Annotated in this window: 21 protein-coding genes; 12 read left to right on the top strand and 9 right to left on the bottom strand. The window is 64.0% G+C overall.

All coding sequences use genetic code 11. The features are described 5' to 3' along the window. Window positions 1-12: 12 nt before the first annotated feature. Window positions 13-828 carry a methyltransferase domain-containing protein gene (locus tag RCO31_RS16875; protein ID WP_308969585.1) on the bottom strand — a complete coding sequence of 272 codons (816 nt, stop codon included), beginning with the start codon at window positions 826-828 and terminating at the stop codon, window positions 13-15. A 479-nt stretch (window positions 829-1,307) separates the two neighbouring features. Beyond that, entirely contained in the window at window positions 1,308-1,520 is a 213-nt protein-coding gene (locus tag RCO31_RS16870; protein ID WP_308969584.1) for a hypothetical protein, read from the bottom strand. Window positions 1,521-1,838: 318 nt separating this feature from the next. On the opposite strand from RCO31_RS16870, the gene RCO31_RS16865 reads away from it, so the two are divergent. The 3 genes from RCO31_RS16865 to RCO31_RS16855 all read left to right on the top strand — a co-directional run bounded on the left by RCO31_RS16865 (window position 1,839) and on the right by RCO31_RS16855 (window position 3,399). After that, the gene (locus tag RCO31_RS16865; RefSeq protein WP_308969583.1) at window positions 1,839-2,453 is read left to right on the top strand and encodes a MarC family protein; all 615 of its coding nucleotides are present in this window, start codon (window positions 1,839-1,841) and stop codon (window positions 2,451-2,453) included. 73 nt (window positions 2,454-2,526) lie between these two features. Beyond that, entirely contained in the window at window positions 2,527-2,766 is a 240-nt protein-coding gene (locus RCO31_RS16860; RefSeq protein ID WP_308969582.1) for a hypothetical protein, read from the top strand. A gap of 33 nt (window positions 2,767-2,799) precedes the next feature. Then, window positions 2,800-3,399: an alpha-ketoglutarate-dependent dioxygenase AlkB gene (locus RCO31_RS16855; RefSeq protein WP_308969581.1), complete on the top strand. Its 600-nt coding sequence runs from the start codon at window positions 2,800-2,802 to the stop codon at window positions 3,397-3,399. Between the two features lie 182 nt (window positions 3,400-3,581). On the opposite strand, the gene RCO31_RS16850 is transcribed toward RCO31_RS16855, so the two are convergent. The 4 genes from RCO31_RS16850 to RCO31_RS16835 all read right to left on the bottom strand — a co-directional run bounded on the left by RCO31_RS16850 (window position 3,582) and on the right by RCO31_RS16835 (window position 4,721). After that, window positions 3,582-3,734: a hypothetical protein gene (locus RCO31_RS16850; protein WP_308969713.1), complete on the bottom strand. Its 153-nt coding sequence runs from the start codon at window positions 3,732-3,734 to the stop codon at window positions 3,582-3,584. Window positions 3,735-4,026: 292 nt separating this feature from the next. Then, window positions 4,027-4,206 carry a hypothetical protein gene (locus tag RCO31_RS16845; RefSeq protein WP_308969580.1) on the bottom strand — a complete coding sequence of 60 codons (180 nt, stop codon included), beginning with the start codon at window positions 4,204-4,206 and terminating at the stop codon, window positions 4,027-4,029. Then, window positions 4,199-4,366 carry a hypothetical protein gene (locus RCO31_RS16840; protein ID WP_308969579.1) on the bottom strand — a complete coding sequence of 56 codons (168 nt, stop codon included), beginning with the start codon at window positions 4,364-4,366 and terminating at the stop codon, window positions 4,199-4,201. Before RCO31_RS16840 ends, RCO31_RS16845 begins: the two co-directional genes overlap by 8 nt. Before the next feature lie 13 nt (window positions 4,367-4,379). Continuing rightward, window positions 4,380-4,721 (bottom strand): hypothetical protein, encoded by a 342-nt coding sequence (locus RCO31_RS16835; protein WP_308969578.1) that lies wholly within the window; start codon window positions 4,719-4,721, stop codon window positions 4,380-4,382. Window positions 4,722-4,938: 217 nt separating this feature from the next. Here RCO31_RS16835 and RCO31_RS16830 point away from each other — a divergent pair, with 217 nt between their 5' ends. From RCO31_RS16830 to RCO31_RS16820, 3 genes are read left to right on the top strand one after another with little or no spacing between them, the layout of a single operon-like run. Continuing rightward, the gene (locus RCO31_RS16830; RefSeq protein ID WP_308969577.1) at window positions 4,939-5,538 is read left to right on the top strand and encodes a cupin; all 600 of its coding nucleotides are present in this window, start codon (window positions 4,939-4,941) and stop codon (window positions 5,536-5,538) included. 33 nt (window positions 5,539-5,571) lie between these two features. Beyond that, a complete protein-coding gene (locus tag RCO31_RS16825; protein ID WP_308969576.1) occupies window positions 5,572-5,757 on the top strand; it encodes a hypothetical protein in 186 nt (61 codons plus the stop codon). A gap of 35 nt (window positions 5,758-5,792) precedes the next feature. Beyond that, window positions 5,793-6,197 (top strand): YccF domain-containing protein, encoded by a 405-nt coding sequence (locus RCO31_RS16820; RefSeq protein WP_308969575.1) that lies wholly within the window; start codon window positions 5,793-5,795, stop codon window positions 6,195-6,197. Between the two features lie 21 nt (window positions 6,198-6,218). Here the strand turns inward: RCO31_RS16820 and RCO31_RS16815 are convergent, their stop codons facing one another. Both RCO31_RS16815 and RCO31_RS16810 read right to left on the bottom strand, forming a co-directional pair. Then, window positions 6,219-7,190 carry an ATP-dependent 6-phosphofructokinase gene (locus RCO31_RS16815; RefSeq protein WP_308969574.1) on the bottom strand — a complete coding sequence of 324 codons (972 nt, stop codon included), beginning with the start codon at window positions 7,188-7,190 and terminating at the stop codon, window positions 6,219-6,221. A gap of 194 nt (window positions 7,191-7,384) precedes the next feature. Then, window positions 7,385-7,582: a hypothetical protein gene (locus RCO31_RS16810; protein ID WP_308969573.1), complete on the bottom strand. Its 198-nt coding sequence runs from the start codon at window positions 7,580-7,582 to the stop codon at window positions 7,385-7,387. Between the two features lie 567 nt (window positions 7,583-8,149). Between RCO31_RS16810 and RCO31_RS16805 the strand changes: the two genes are divergently transcribed. The 6 genes from RCO31_RS16805 (at window position 8,150) to RCO31_RS16780 (ending at window position 13,304) form a co-directional block, all read left to right on the top strand. After that, window positions 8,150-9,982, top strand: a complete 1,833-nt coding sequence (locus tag RCO31_RS16805) for an AI-2E family transporter (protein WP_308969572.1) — start codon at window positions 8,150-8,152, stop codon at window positions 9,980-9,982. Between the two features lie 90 nt (window positions 9,983-10,072). After that, complete coding sequence (locus tag RCO31_RS16800) at window positions 10,073-11,110, top strand: DUF3618 domain-containing protein (RefSeq protein WP_308969571.1); 1,038 nt, start codon at window positions 10,073-10,075, stop codon at window positions 11,108-11,110. A gap of 14 nt (window positions 11,111-11,124) precedes the next feature. Further along, window positions 11,125-11,673 carry a hypothetical protein gene (locus RCO31_RS16795; RefSeq protein ID WP_308969570.1) on the top strand — a complete coding sequence of 183 codons (549 nt, stop codon included), beginning with the start codon at window positions 11,125-11,127 and terminating at the stop codon, window positions 11,671-11,673. Between the two features lie 2 nt (window positions 11,674-11,675). Then, a complete protein-coding gene (locus RCO31_RS16790) occupies window positions 11,676-12,071 on the top strand; it encodes a phage holin family protein (protein WP_308969569.1) in 396 nt (131 codons plus the stop codon). Continuing rightward, entirely contained in the window at window positions 12,068-12,817 is a 750-nt protein-coding gene (locus tag RCO31_RS16785) for a hypothetical protein (RefSeq protein ID WP_308969568.1), read from the top strand. The genes RCO31_RS16790 and RCO31_RS16785 overlap by 4 nt, the downstream gene beginning before the upstream one ends. Window positions 12,818-12,866: 49 nt before the next feature. Further along, entirely contained in the window at window positions 12,867-13,304 is a 438-nt protein-coding gene (locus RCO31_RS16780) for a low affinity iron permease family protein (RefSeq protein ID WP_308969567.1), read from the top strand. Window positions 13,305-13,691: 387 nt separating this feature from the next. Here RCO31_RS16780 and RCO31_RS16775 read toward each other — a convergent pair whose 3' ends face one another. Continuing rightward, the gene (locus RCO31_RS16775; protein WP_308969566.1) at window positions 13,692-15,680 is read right to left on the bottom strand and encodes a protein-L-isoaspartate(D-aspartate) O-methyltransferase; all 1,989 of its coding nucleotides are present in this window, start codon (window positions 15,678-15,680) and stop codon (window positions 13,692-13,694) included. Between the last annotated feature and the right edge of the window lie 97 nt (window positions 15,681-15,777).

Genomic DNA, 15,777 nt, shown 5'->3' with positions numbered 1-15,777 from the left:
CGGCTCGGATAGTCACCTCGCCATCACGACCAGGGCCGCGATACCGCCTTCGATCGGGCCTGCGCCAAAGCGCCCGATCAAGGCGTCGGCGGCGTGTTGCGTCGCCTTCTGCAGTCCTCCAGCCCCGCCGCGCGCCTCGATCTCGGCGCGCCAGGGCGTGCCCTGGCAAAAGGCGAACGCGGCATCATACGCCGAAGGCGCCCTGCTTCGGGCGTTCACCCTCTCGATGACGATATCGATGAATCCGGCATCGCCGAGATGCCGTCTGATCTCGTCGGCATCGTGATAGCCGTGCGGCGTGCGCGCCATGAACCGCGGCGGATCATCGGGAAAGAATGTCTCCAGCGCCTCCGAGACGACCGCAACCAGTTCGTTCCGCTCGATGTGATCCCACACGTTGAAGGCAAAAGGCCGGCCGCGCTTCAGCACCCGCCGTGCTTCCTTGTAACCGCGTATCTTGTCCGGAAAGAACATCACCCCGAACTGGCAGGCGACCGCGTCAAAGCTTTCGTCGGCAAAAGGCAGCGCGAGCGCATCGGCATGCTGCCAGGTCACACGAGCTGACCGGCCGAAGCGCGCGGCGGCGCGATCGAGCATCGGCTGGTTGAGATCTGAAGCGGCGATGGCCGCGTCCGGAAAAGACGCGGCGAGTGCGCGGGTCAGAACTCCTGTACCAGCCGCGGTCTCCAGCACGCTTTCGGGCTTGAACGCTGATAGCCGTCCGGCCAGGTCGGTCGCGTACGGTTCGAAAATCAGGGGCACCAGATATTCGTCGTAGATCTCCGGGATCGAGCCGGCAAAGACCTTGTCCGCATCATTCGTTGTCACGGTTGCGTCTTCCCTCCTGTCCACCCGGGGAAATCCTATTACGCCAGGAGAGAGACTGCCACTCTGACAGCGATGAGCCGGATGTTCGGCAATCGACACCGGCAGAGCTGCAGTGTCGCCAAAAGACGATCGGCAAAAAAGAAGGCCCCGAAGGGCCTTGCTTCCGCGTCTGCTAATTCCAGAACAGTGCCAACAGCAGAATGATTGGCAGCGGAATACCAAGAAGCCAGAGCAATGCACCCTTTCCGAGTCCCATAACATCCTCCCTTGGTCAGCGCGTTTTTCTTGTCGGCCACACGCGCTCCTGCAACGCGGTTGACGCGCTGCGTTGAAGAACGGCCTGTCTTGAAAACTTTCTTAAGCGGCCGATGTTCCGCCGTCAGTTTCCGCTGCATGCGTAAAGCAGCACTGCAGAAAGCAGCAACGAGATCAGAAGCGAGCCGATGATGCCGGTGCGGTTCGAGAAGAACAGAAACACCTCAACCTCCGATCGCGCGCTCCAGTCGCTGGATTTTGCGGAAGTCATCCAGGTATTGGACATTCGACGTGTAAGCCGCTTCCTTCGCGAGAAGATGATAGACGCGCGCGACCGTGCGCTGCCGATTGCGATGGCTCGTTCCGCGCTTCATCCCACGCGCCTTTCGGACCGCGGACCGGGCATGCGCCATGAAGTAGTGTGTAATATCGGACATGCTTGATAACGCGGAACACACCGGAGCGTTCGCTTCACGAACAGGCGACGATCGGTGCGATGGATCGCAGTCTCAAAACAGCACAATCTGCTGCATTCCCATGCCGTTGCAATGAAGCGGTGGAACTTCTTTCCTCGTCCGGCTGTTGCACCTCGCCTCCAGGAGGTGAGTCGATGACGAGTAAACAGTTCGCTGCCACCTCCTGTCGAGTTGTTCGGACCGGTTCGCCAATCCAGTTGATCACGGCGAGGAACAAGAACCGAGGTCGGATGATCAGTGCGTTCGCGCTTGCGCGTTCGCACTGATCGCGGCAGGCGAATGGAGTTCGCGACCTCATCCTTCGTGACGCTGCTGCTGGTGATCGATCCGGTCGGTCTGGTGCCGGCCTTTATTTCGCTCACCGACGGGCTTGATCCCCGCTTCAAGCGCGAGGTCGCATTTCGATCGTCGATCATCGCCGCGGGCATTCTCATTCTCACAGCGCTCGGCGGAAGCTGGCTGCTCGGCCAGCTCAAGATCAGCGTCCCCGCGTTTCAGATCGCCGGCGGACTGCTGCTGTTCGGCGTGGCGTTCCGCATGGTGTTCGGCACCGAGCCCGAACATCATGCACGCGAAGCCGGCGAGGCGCTGAAGGAGCACGTCACCAACATTGCCGCCTTCCCGCTGGCAATCCCGCTGATGGCCGGGCCGGGAGCGCTGACGGCGACGCTGTTGCTGTCCGGCCGCGCCGACGGCGAAGCCGAGGCGTTCGTCACGCTGATCGGCGTCATCGTCGCGGTGATCGCCGCCTGCACGATCTGCTTTCTCGCCGCCGGCCGGATCTCCAAGCTGCTCGGCATCACCGGCAACATCGTGCTGTCGCGGGTGCTCGGCGTCATTCTGGCGGCTTTTGCGATCCAATTCCTGATCGATGGCCTGAAAGCAACGTTCTAAGCTCTGTCGCGGGAGGAACGCCGCCGCGACCGGGGGCGTTCTTCAGAACGGCATCCGCAGCGAGGAGCCCATCATGCGTAATGTCCTGCTCATCGTCGTGCTCCTGGCCCTGCTGGCCGGCACCGGCGTCTTCGTCTATTTCGGATTGGTCGGCGGCCATCACGCCGAACTCGGCGTGCATGGCTGGACCGCCATGGCGCTCGGTATCGTGTTCTCGCTGGTCGTCGGCATCGGGCTGATGGCGCTGATGTTCTACAGCAGCCGGCACGGCTACGATCAGCTTCCGGGCAGCGACCGACGCGAGCGCGAGTGAACCTCGAACCGGCAACTCGACTGATCGTCATCCATGATGAGCACGCCAACCCAGCTCTCCCTGTTCGCCGACGACGCGGATCGGCCGGCGGGGCTCGAGTATTGGCCCGACGTCATCTCCACCGAGGACGAACGGCATCTGATCGGAATGATCCGGACCTTGCCGCTTCAGCCGTTTCAGTTCGGCGCCTATGAGGGCAAGCGAAGGGTCGCATCCTTCGGCTTTCACTACGATTACACGGCGCGGCGGCTCGAAGACGCCGAACCCGTGCCTGCCTGGCTGCGGCAGCAGGCGGAGAAGATCGAACGCTTTCGCGAGCTGGCCGCGGGCGCGATCGGTCACGTCCTGTGCACGGAATATGATATCGGCGTCGGCATCGGCTGGCATCGCGACAAGCCGCAGTTCGAGCAGGTGTTCGGCCTGTCGCTTGGATCAGCATGCCGCTTTCGCTTCCGCAGGAAATCCCGCGATCGATGGCAGCGCTTCACGCTGGATGCAGAGCCACGCTCGCTCTATCTGCTCACCGGCGATGCCCGGCATGTCTGGGAGCACGGCATCCCCGCCGTTGATGAACCGCGCTACTCGATCACGTTTCGTACGATGGCAAGCCGGCCTTCCCGGCCTTCGCCCTGACGTCGCGATCTAGTGTCGTGGATCAGAAATTCGCACCATCCTTGCCGCGAGTCCATCGTGCGAATTTCTGATCCATAAACGACACTAGAATCGTAAACTTGCTAGTGTCCTGATCGAATCCGAAGTTCGCTCTGAGCTCGCTGCAAAGCATAGCGAACTTCGGATTCGGGACACTAGCGCTTTTAGCTGCGACCAGCCAGCGCACCGACGGCACTGCCAAGCGCGATGCCGAGACCAATGCCGAGCCCGACATTGTCCATCGCGCCGCCCACGAGAGCGCCGATGCCGAGACCTACCGACATGCCAAACGCCATTCTGCTGTAGGAATCCTGCATCGTGTTTTCCCGGACAGACCAAGGTCCACGCCTCCTAGCGTGCTATCGCATCTGCACGAACAGTGACCACGCGCAGCCGGTGTTCCCTCTCCCCGTTGGGGAGAGGGTTAGGGTGCGGGGCCGGGGCACGTTCTGTCGTATGCGATATGCGAAGAGTGTCAGCTTCGACACGAGATGCCGGACGTAAAGTACGCGCGACGCCATCGGTGTCACGGCCCCTCACCCCAACCCTCTCCCCAGCGGGGGAGAGGGGGCGCGCCGAGGTCGCTGCAGGCCAGGAGTTCCACATGCACTAGCCGGTCGGCGCCTCGGTCTCCTTCGGATCAGAATCCGGCAGCACGCCGGATCCCGGCGTCCGCTCCTTGTCGGTCAGCTCCGGCTTCGCGTGCGGACCGGCCGGCGGAATCTTGTCCGTCGGCGGCGCTTTCGGTCGTTTGCTCTCCGGCTCGTCGCGCCGTTTTGTCTCAGCCATGGCGGCGCTCGCTGGCCTGCCGCAGCAAATCGTCGATGAAGTGCTGCGCACCTTCCTTCGTCAGCAACTCGCCCGACTTGTCAGGAACGTTGGCTTCGTCGCAGAGGTGTTTGATCTCCTCGCGCTGCGCTTGTGTCATCAGCGCTTCCTTCTCGGCCATGATGCTTCTCCGTTCAGTGCGTTCCGGTCTGTTTCCACCTCTCGAGATCGGGTTTGCCCGCCCCTTTCCAATCAGGATTTTGGCTAAGCTGGCCCGGGCGTTCCCACGGCTTGTCAGCGCCCTTGTCGGGCATCTCCGTCGCACGCAGGTCGCTCCTGTTCATCGTGGTCTGCGAGCTCTTTTGCGGGTCCTCGCGGCCCTGCTGCACGCGTGTCTGGTGGTCGAGTTCGGCGCGCTCGTGCGGCCGCAGCCACCCGGCACGCATCACACCGTAGATCAACGCGGCTCCGAGAATGGCGGCCCCGAGCGCCCATAAGCCCAGCGCCGGCGAGGCGCCTGCGAAAAAGTCAAACATGGCGCAGCCTCCTTGATATGCGGCGCGACTTCGTTCGAAGGGCGGGCGCCGTCCGCTTGTGCTGACGCCTCGCCCGGCGGGTCACGCCATCCGTTGGGCCAACGCCGCACCGATCATGACAGTTCCTGACAGCACGGCAGGCGAAAAGAATCAGCCTTGCCGGCCAAGTGGTTCCTGTGGAGAGGGAACCAAAGCTTCGAGGATCGATTGAAGTCCTATGCCCACGCTCGAGACCATCAAGACGTTTGCAGGGAAGATCACCGGCATCGGTCGTCCGAAGCGCGACGACGTGCAGACATTCATTCGCGCGCGCAAGGGCCGAACGTTTCGCCTGCAGGACGATGGCATCATTCCGAACCATCCGCGTTGGCCGCTGATCGTCTATCGCAGCGCGATCTGGTTGCGGGAGGGACTTGATCCGGCGGCGGTGGTCGAAGAGGTATTTCGCAGCAACGGCTGGGGCAATTCCTGGCGCAACGGCATCTATGACTATGTCCATTACCATTCGCGCATTCACGAGGTGCTCGGGGTTGCTCGCGGACAGGCCTCCGTCGAATTTGGCGGACTGCGCGGCAAGACGCTGAAGCTGCAGGCCGGCGATGTGGCGATTCTGCCCGCGGGGACCGGACATCGCTGTCTCAAAGCCAGCGAGGATTTTCTCGTGGTGGGCGCCTATCCGCCATCGGGCACCTACGACGAATGCACCACCAGCGAAGATCACAGGCTCGCGGTGAAGACCGTCCGCAGGGTGCCGCGCCCGCGCCGCGACCCGATCTATGGCGCGCAAGGACGTCTCGTGAGTGCGTGGAAGAGATAAGAGATAGCTGACGCCTGCAGACGAGGTGCCGTCATGAAGCAGCATCCCGACAGTATCGCTCGCGACCTCGAGGACGAGATCGCCGACGTGATCGAGCATCAGTACGCGCGCAAACTGGTGAAGTCCGTCACACGCGACGACACGACTGCTGCGACGAACGAGCCAGCCGATGACGCGGCAAAAGGCCTTGAATTGCGTGGCCGCCGACATAGGTCCTGAGCACCGCCGATCTCGCGTGGGCCAAGGAGCCGCTGATGTCGCCCCTGTCCTTTCTCCTCAACCTCGCATGGATCGTGTTTGGCGGACTCTGGATGGCGGCCGGCTGGGTGATCGCCGCGATCATCATGGCGATCACCATCATCGGCCTCCCCTGGGCGCGGGCCGCCTTCAACATTGCCGCCTACACCCTGCTGCCCTTCGGCCAGCGCGCCGTGTCGCGCGACCTCTACACCGGGCGCGAGGACGTCGGCACCGGCGCGCTTGGCGTCATCGGCAATATCATCTGGTTCGTTCTGGCGGGCTGGTGGCTCGCGCTGGCGCACCTCATCACCGCGATCGGTCTTGCCATCACCATCATCGGCATCCCGTTCGCGTGGGCGCACCTGAAGCTCGCCGGTATCGCGCTCTGGCCCATCGGCAAGACCATCGTACCGGCGTGAATGCTGGAAGCGCGGCTCGCGCTATTTCGCGAGGATGCGCGCGAGTTCGACCAGATCGGTATCGATAGGCTTGGTGCGCCCGGCTACCTCGGCAAGCGGCGTGGCGATGACGTCGCCGCTCTCATAGCCCACGAGCACGCCGGACTGGCCCTTGCTGAGAGCGGCAATGGCGCCGACGCCAAGGCGGGTCGCCAGAAAGCGATCGAACGCGGTCGGCGGAGCCCCGCGCACGACGTGACCAAGCACGGTCGCGCGCAATTCAAACCCGACCATGCGCTTGTCCTTCTCGAAAAAGCTGAGGATGCGCTCTGAATTGTCCTTCACGCCTTCGGCGATCACGACGATCGCGTGCGTCTTGCCGCGCTCATAGGCAGCGCGCAGCCGATCGGCAATCTCGCTCGCCGGAACCTCGAACTCGGGCGTCGAGATCACCTCCGCGCCGCCGGCAAGGCCGGCCATCATCGCAAGGTAACCGCAGTCCCGGCCCATGGTCTCGACCAGGAACGCCCGATTGTGCGACGAGCCCGTCGTCCGCAAGTGATCGATCGCTTCGAGCGTGACATTGACGGCGGTATCGCTTCCGATCGTGACGTTGGTTCCGAACAGATCGTTGTCGATCGTCGATGCGACGCCGACCACCGGGAAGCCGAGCTTGCTCAGCATATAGGCACCGGTCTGCGAGCCGTTGCCGCCGATGACCACCAGACCGTCGATGCCGTGCCGGGCAAGATTGCGCAATGCTTTGGAGCGGCCGGACTCCTCGCGGAACTCCTTGGATCGCGCGCTCCCCAGGAACGTGCCGCCCATATGGATGATGCCGCCGACGTCGCGCGCATTGAGCTGACGGATCTGATCCTCGATCAGCCCCTGATAGCCCTGCCGCACGCCGAAGACGGCCATCCCCTGGTCGAGGGCGCTGCGGGTGGCGGCGCGAATGGCTGCATTCATGCCCGGCGCGTCGCCGCCGCTCGTCAGAATCGCAATGCTTTTCATGCGGTAATGTTACGATCAGCAGCGGTTGCAGGTCCATGCCCTGCAGGCAATGGCTGTCCCGAAAAAACCGGGCAGCCATGGAAACGGCACGAATCGGGAAACGGCACGGATCGGGAAACAGCGCGAATCGCAAAGCCGGCGCTGTCGCACGCCGGACGCCATCGCCTGCCGCAGGCCAATAATGTCAGCGAATGTCAGAACGCGCGGCGCCTGACGTTTACGGTCACCGGCACGGGAAGGAGCCGACGTCGCCGATCCTCGATACGGGCACTCACGGCGCCGCCGATGAACGCGGCGCCCAGGAAGGCAAGCAGCGGAGCAACAAAGCCTCCAAGCACGATCGCAGTGCCCATCACTGCCAAACCGGGGGGCGAGACAAGTCCGTTCTTCATCGGGGGGCGCACCTTGCTGGTTTGTCGTAGGATAGAGCGGTCGATGAAATTCCGAAAGTGGATCTTCGCTTTCGGATCAGCTCATGCCCAACAAATCACGACTGTCCCAAAACTTCCCTGCCTCTGCGGCCGAATTTGGGCGGGCCGCTTCGCGTCCGTCGTGCACACGTTTCAGGCGCGCCGCCTGCCACATAAAACATAAAGGTGTCATCAAAGATAAATCTCTTGCCGGTCGACGCAGCGGCAACCGGCCACCGATTTCCGATCGAAGCGCTGTCGCCGATCCCCCCTCTCTGGCTGCCTGCTGCTGCCTGCTCCTCCCCTCTCCGTTTGCCCGCCCACCTTCGCCGCCGGCGCGTCCCGCATGGTTGTCTGGTCATCGTACAACTTGAGCGGCGTTAGTCTCGCATCAGACACCACACCAGAACCGGTCCCGCGATGCTGCAGTCGGCTCGCGTGAGCCCGGGCGGGATCAGGGTCGGCGCCGAGGAACCTTCGCCCGCGCCGCCGGGTTACCCACACGGCGACAACATCAAAGGTTTTCGGTACGCCGGGAGGTGAACGGACGTGGTCGTAGCTGGCGGACCAGCCTTCATCAACCTGCTCGCGGGCGCAATCATCGTCGCTGCGTTTTATCTTGCCCGCGAGATCCTCATCCCGGTGGTGCTCGCGGTCCTGCTCACCTTCGTGCTGACGCCGATCGTCACTTTGCTGCAGCGCTGGCGCGTGCCGCGTACCGTCGCGGTCATTGCCGCGGCGCTGGTCGCCATCATGATCATTCTGAGCCTTGGTTCAATGGTCGCGAGCCAAGTCAACCAGCTCGCGGGCGAGCTGCCGCGCTATCAGGCGACCCTGCGCGAGAAGGTGCAGCATCTTCGCGACAACTTCGTCGGGCCGGGCGTGTTCCGGAATCTGGCGGATCTTCTGAGCGACCTGGACAAGGAGCTTGACCGGCCCCGCTCGACGACCATCACGGTCGCACCGGGCGAAGCGAACCCGCAGAAGGAGCAGAGGCCGCTGCCGGTCGAGATCCATCAGCCGCCGCCGAGTGTGTCCGAGCGTCTGGTCAGCCTGTTCTCGCCACTGGTCTCACCGCTCACCACGACCGGCATCGTGCTGCTGTTCGCGACGTTCTTCCTGTTTCAGCGCGAAGATTTGCGAAACAGGATCATTCGCCTTGCCGGCTCGCACGACATCGAGCGGACGACGGCGGCGCTGAACGACGCCGGACACCGTTTGCAGCGATTGTTTGCCATGCAGCTTCTGCTGAACGCGGCGTTCGGATTCGTGATCGGCCTCGGTCTCACACTGATCGGCGTGCCGAACGCGCCGCTGTGGGGGCTCCTGGCGATGGTCCTGCGCTTCGTCCCCTACGTCGGAGCGATCCTCTGCGCGCTGCTGCCGATCACGCTTGCCGCGGCCGTCGGCCCCGACTGGTCGATGGTGCTGTGGACCGTCCTGCTGTTCGCCGTGGTTGAGCCCTTCACCGCACAGGTGGCCGAGCCGCTGGCCTACGGCCACCGGACCGGCCTTTCGCCGGTCGCGGTCGTGCTGTCGGCGGTGTTCTGGACCTGGCTATGGGGCCCGATCGGGCTTTTGGTTTCCACGCCGCTGACACTGTGCGTCGTCGTGCTGTCGCGCCACGTCGAGCGTCTGAAATTCATCGACATCATGTTCGGCGACCAGCCGCCTCTCACGCCGCAGCAGGTCCTCTATCAGCGCATGCTCGCCGGCGATCCGGTGGAGGCGGCCGATCATGCGGCTCGCGCGCTGAAGAAAATAAGCGTGTTCGATTATTGCAATGACGTCCTGCTCGGCGCACTGAAACTGGCGCAGGCCGATCTCGACCGCGGGCGGCTGGACTCGGATCGAGTTGCGGATATCAACCACTGCGTCGACGAGATCATCGACGACCTGACAGAGCTTGAGGAAACCGATACCGAGCGGGAACCGAAAGCTCCTCTCGCCTCAGACAAGGACGCGTCGACAAACATCGTGCGGCTGTCGGGGCGCGATCACCCGCGCAGCATCGCAGCATTGCCGGGGCGAGGCCGGCTTGATCGGGCTGCAGCGCTGATTGTCGCCTTTATCGCTGCCCGCGAAGGCTTCAAGGCCGAGGTTCCCAAACAAAGCGCGCCGTCGCTGGCGGATTTCGGCAACGCGGTAGCCGTCTGCGTCTGTCAGGTCTCGCCGCTGCGTGAATCGGTCCAGCGGTACACCGTTCGACGGCTGCGGCGGACGGGTGCGAAGCAGCCCCTGATCATCGTCGCGCTGGGCAGCCATGTCGCCCCTGACCACAGATCCCGACCGGAAACGACGGTCACCACGCTCGACGGCGTGATCGACGCGTTGCGTGCCATCAAACCGGACAGTGCCAAACCGCAGGCCAGGCCGGATTAGTGTGCCTGTTTGTCATCCCCATGTGGGAGGAACCAAGCCGCCTCATCGCACGTTCGAGACCGACAAGAATTGTCGAAAAGGGCGAATCCGATGGCGCACAACCACAACCGATCGGTTGCTGAGCTGCGGCGGGAGTCTGAGCGGACGCGCGCTGAGCTTTCGCAGACCGTGGAGATCCTGCGAACCAGGATCAACGACACCGCTACCGATCTCCGGCAAAAGGTGTCGCCCGACCACATCAAGGCGGGCGTCTCCGATTATGTCACCGCCAAGGGTCGAAACTGGTTCGACAGCCTGAAGCAGCAGGCGATGGACAATCCGATGCAGACCCTGGCGGCCGGCACCGCAATCGCCGTGCCCGCGTTGAAATTGATACGCAGCGTGCCAGCGCCGTTGCTGATGATCGGGGCCGGGCTGGTGCTGACCTCTCCCCGCGTCCGCGGCGCAGTCGCCGACAAGTTGTCGGAGGCTCTGGAAACCGCCGACGGCGGCAATGTGCTGACCGACGCGGCCGATGCTGCGCGTGAACGATGGCAGTCCGCAAGGAGCCAGGCGGAAGACGCAGCCGACGATGCACGCAACACGATGGGAGCCAAGGCCGCGGAAATGCGTGAAGCAGCATCGCAGTTGACGCATAGCGCCAAGCACCACGCTGCAGAGTTGAGCGCTCACGCCAAGGACAGTCTGGGTTCAGCCAAACAGACGCTGAGTTCAACGATGGACACGGCCTCCGAGACGACCAGGATTGCGCTCGATACGACCCGCACGAAGGCGGCTGAGTCGTTCAAGACCACCCGCGCATCGGCTGAGACGATCGTGCGCGACCGACCTGCACTCGTTGCCGGTCTTGGCCTTGCGCTCGGCGCGCTGATCGCAGCTTCGCTGCCGTCCACCAGGACGGAGCGGAGCACGATGGGTCAGGCAAGCAACAGGGGGCGCAAGACCGGTGCCGATGCCGCCTCGCAAAAATTGGATGACGTGAAGGACGCGGCAGAGACCGCGGCTCAGACGATCGCCGATGCTGCGGATCGCTCACGTCCGACGGAAAATGCCACCGCAAAGTTGAAGACCGTTACCGACGAAGCCATCACGACGGCGTTCGATCCGTCGCAAACCGATCACCGTTAGAGCGAGGACAGAACATGAGCGATACCCATTTCAAGGGCGGCAACCCAGCGTCGCAAAGCTTGACCGACAAGCTCCAGCAGGCGGGTCAAGGCGCGAAGCAGCAGGCATCCGACGCCCTCGGCGCGACCTCCGATGCCGCGCGCGAGAAACTGGAGCAGGTCGGCGCGGCCGCCAAGGAGACGGCCGGCGACGCGGTCGACGAGGTGAAGAGGCAGCTCGATAAGCAGCAGCATGTGGGCGCCGACTATGCCAACCGCCTCGCCGACAACATGCGTAGTGCGGCAAAGGCATTCCAGCAGGACACCCCGATGGCCGCCCGAACCATCGCAATAGCGGCGGGCTACGTGGATGGCGCGGCTGACAAGATGCGCGACGGCTCGATGAACGACGTGGTGGACAGCGTCACGTCATTTGCGCGGCGACAGCCCGCCGCCTTCCTCGGCCTGTCGGTGCTTGCCGGCTTCGCTGCTGTTCGGTTCTTGAAGGCCTCAGGGGGCGGATCTCAGGCGTCCGACGCAACGTCGGGCGACGCCTCCGAACAAGACGACGCACGGAGGTCGTAGCCATGACCGACAAGACCGATCTTCGTGCAATCAGCACGCTGATGGGCGACGCCCTGTCGCAGTTCTCGACGCTGATTCAGAATGAGATCGACCTCGCCAAGGCAGAGATCGGCGAAAAGGCGCAGCACGTCGGCGTTGCGAGCGGCTTCCTCTTCGGCGCCGCGGTCCTGGTGATCCCCGCGATCATGATGGCGCTGTTTGCACTTTCGGCGGCGCTGGTCGAAGGCGGGTGGTCGGAGCCGGTTGCCTACCTGATCTCCGCACTCGCGGCCGTGGTGCTGGCTGCAATCTTCGCATTGGTCGGGATGCAACGACTGAAACCCGAAAAGTTGAAGCCTTCGGAAACCCTCGGCCAGCTCGAGCGGGACAAGGCGACCGTGCAAGGATTTGTGCGATGAATCAGCAAACCGACACTTTCGTTTCAAGCCTGAGGCAGGCCGCGCGGGACAACCCGCTCGCCGCGGCGCTGATCGGCGGCGGCGCCTTATGGCTCATGTTCGGCAGGCGCAGCGCAGCCGATGGCGTCAGCTCGGCGGCCAGGTCGGTGGCAGATGCCGGGATGCGCGGCGCGTCGAACGCCGCGGAGACCATGAAAGACACCAGCACGCGCGCCAGCGAAGCCGCAATGGAAGCTGCACGGTCTGCGAGCCAGAAGGCGAGCGACGCCGCATCCCGCGGCATGTCAGCGGTCTCGGAGCAAGCTGCAGCGGTGAAGGATCACATGGGCGACGCGGTGAGCAGCGCCAACGATGCGTTCCAACGCGGAGCCGAGACGGTTCGCGCAGCACCAAATCCCCTGCCCAGCCTTCGCAAGGGATATGCCGGCGCGCAATCGACGCTGAACGAGCTGTTTGAAACACAGCCGCTCGTGCTCGGTGCGATCGGACTCGTGATTGGTGCTGGTGTCGCCAGCGCGCTCGCCAGCACCGATTTTGAGAACCAGTGGGCCGGTTCGGCCAGCGACAGCGTGAAAGATGCGGTCAAGGACCGGGCCGCACGCGTGGCGGAAGCCGCTCAGGGCGCAGCCGGCGACGCCGGTCAGGAATTCCGTGCTGCAGCCAGCGACGCTGTCGATCAGCTTCGCCAGACCGGCGCTGAGGCCGTTCAGAATGTCAGGGATACCGTCGACGCAGGGCGGACCTGACATCTCCCCGCGAGAGGAACCGCGACAGCCGGCGCGGCGTTCTGAACGCATGCAAGCAAGCCGCACCTCACAAGCGTTCGCTCATCTTGCGAACGCTGCATCACATGCCGCCGGCCGGGCCGTCACTTTTGCGCTCGCCGCGGGGGTCGTGATCGTCTGGGCCATCTCTGGTCCGCTGTTTGGATTCTCCGACACCTGGCAGCTCGTCATCAATACCGGGACAACCGTCGTCACTTTTCTGATGGTCTTCCTGATCCAGAGCTCTCAGAACCGCGACAGCGCAGCGATCCAGGTCAAGCTCGACGAGATCATCCGCAACGGCACGGTCGGCAATTCCTTCATCGGCATCGAACACCTGACGGAGGAAGAGCTCGAGGAGCTGCGCGAAAAATGCGAGCGCCGCGCCAAGGAAGCGCAGGAAAACGCGGCGCAGAGGCATCGAGACGCACGACACGCCAAGCGCAGGGCAAAGCACGCAGCGGCATGACGCGCGGCAGCGACGTGGCTCGCGCTATTGCGGCAGTTCCGGCTTCATCACCACCTCGATGCAGCCGTCCTTCTTGTCGAGGAAGATGTCGATGACCGAGTTTCCGAATGGACTGCTGATCGCACTCGCTTTGATGCTGGTCGTCGGCGCAATGACGGCGGCCTACTTCGTCATCTACACACGTGCGGACTGATCCATGGGACCGACCGAACCTCCCGGTGGAACGCCACCCGAAGTTCCGCGCCCTGCCGATCCGCAGCCGTCGCAACCGCCGCCGGGTGTGCCGCCGCATGGTCCGCCGGAGGTCCATCCCGTACCCGATCAGCCTGCCCGTCCCGCTCAACCCGCCGAGACGCCGCCCCACCCGCCCGCGCCGGAAATCCCTGATCAGAGGCCGAACGGATAGGTGTCGGGCACTCCTTGCTGGCCCCGCGAACGGCTCAACGGCTCGACCGCCTGCGTCTCATCGAACCAGACCATCGCATCGAACTGCTGCGAGAGCGACGCTTCCGCATAGTGACTCATCAGCTCGCTGTCGGGTCGGTAGATCACGCCGATGAAGCGCTCGAGCCTCGGTTCGCGCAACAGCTCGCGCAACGCCGCGTCACGGCTGAAATCGACAAGCGATCGCCGCGCATCCGAGTCGTGGAAGGCGCGCTCGAAGCTGTCGCGACGCGAGGGCTGGACCTGCATCGTCTCCATCGGACCGTCCCAGTCGGCCGCCGCAGCCACGGTGCCGGTGTGAGTGCTGAAGCCGATGAGGGCTGCATCGGCGCCGAACCGTTCGCGGCAGAGCTGTCCGATATTCAGTTCGGACCGCACCGAACCCATTTCGGTATGTCGCGCGTCGCCGATGTGCGAGTTGTGCGCCCAGACGACCGCCTTCGCCTCGTCTCCCTTTGCACGCAGCAGATGCTCGAGCGTTTCGAACATATGCGTGTCGCGCAAATTCCAGGATTCGGCGCCGCCGTAATACATGATGCGGTAGTAGCGCTCCGCGGACGCGATCAGCCGCGCATTCTGCGCGGCGTCGAGAAAACGATCGCCGTCGTCCCGCGTGTAGTCGAGCTGCTTCGCAAGAATATCCCTGCACTGGCGCACGACCGCGCCCTCGCATGTCTTGTAGCCCTCGGTCAGCACCGCGCGGCCGTAGATGGACGGCTCCTTCTGCCAGGGCGTCAGGCAGCCATAGCGTTCGCGTGCGATCGTGGCCGCGTCAGGATCGACCCGGTCGAGATAGGCGAGCACGGCCGCGATCGAGCTGCGCATGTTGTAGATATCCAGTCCAAAAAAGCCGGCGCGCCGGTCTTGCGGCACGGTCTCGTTGTGTCGCCGCAGCCAGACGACGAAGGCTGCGACGTCAGTGTTGCGCCACATCCAGGTCGGGAAGCGCTGAAACGGCGCGCCATCGCCGTGCCTGTCAGGCCGCAGGCGCACGTAGCGATCGATCGCGGCGGCGTCCGGCCAATCGGCCTCCACCGCGACGATCGAAAAGCCGTGCTGCGCAATCAACCGTCGCGTAATGGCGTCCCGGGCGCGATAGAACTCCGAGGTACCGTGGCTCGCCTCGCCAAGCAGCACGACACGCCTGGAGGCAAACCGGTCGAACAGCGCGCCGAAGGCGGGATCGTCGAAATCCGGTAGCGGCTCGGCGGCTCTTGCGATGGTCTGCGGCAAGGTCAGGCAGCTCATCTGGGCAGGCACATGGGGCGCGGCCGCGCGGCGCCCGTCTTCGGTCCAGCCCTGGGCACCGACCAGCGGCACGAACCTGACCGGTGCAAGCTCTTCAGTCTCGTAAAGGGCTTCCGTGACGTGCGTGACCTTCAAGAGAGATTGGCTCTCCCCGGACGCGCCGACCGGAATGATCAGACGGCCGCCAATCGCCAGCTGCTGCTTCAACGCGGCCGGCACTTCGGGAGCGCCGGCTGCGACAATGATGGCGTCGAACGGCGCAGCATCAGCCCAGCCGAGCGTGCCGTCACCGAACTGCACGAAGACGTTGCCGATGCCGGCGCGTGCGAGGCGCTGCTTCGCTGCGTCCGCAAGCGAGGGGTAACGCTCGACGGTGTAGACGGCCTTCGCCAGCCGGCTGAACACCGCGGCCGCGTAGCCCGATCCGGTGCCGACCTCCAGCACCCTGTCGCCCGGCGACAGCGCCGCGGCTTCCGCCATGAACGCGACGATATAGGGCTGCGAGATCGTCTGGCCCTCGCCGATCGGCAACGGCGAATCGTCGAACGCGAATTCTTCCATGCCGGGTTCGACGTAGTCCTCGCGTGGCACGTCGCGCATCGCCCGCAGAACGCCTTCGTCGCGAATGCCGCGCCGGCTGAGCTGTCGCTCGACCATCTTCGCGCGCGCAGCGGAAACCGGCATTCTCGCCTCGCTGTAAGGGTGAGCCCTCCAGCAATCCAATGCGGAACGAACATCCTCGTTCCGCCGCGTTCCGACCGAGCTCGCGGAACGGACCGGC

This window comes from Bradyrhizobium sp. LHD-71 (assembly GCF_031157255.1).
GTDB lineage: Bacteria > Pseudomonadota > Alphaproteobacteria > Rhizobiales > Xanthobacteraceae > P52-10.
The sequence above is the reverse complement of the archived record's forward strand: the minus strand, read 5'-3'. Positions and strand labels throughout refer to the sequence as shown.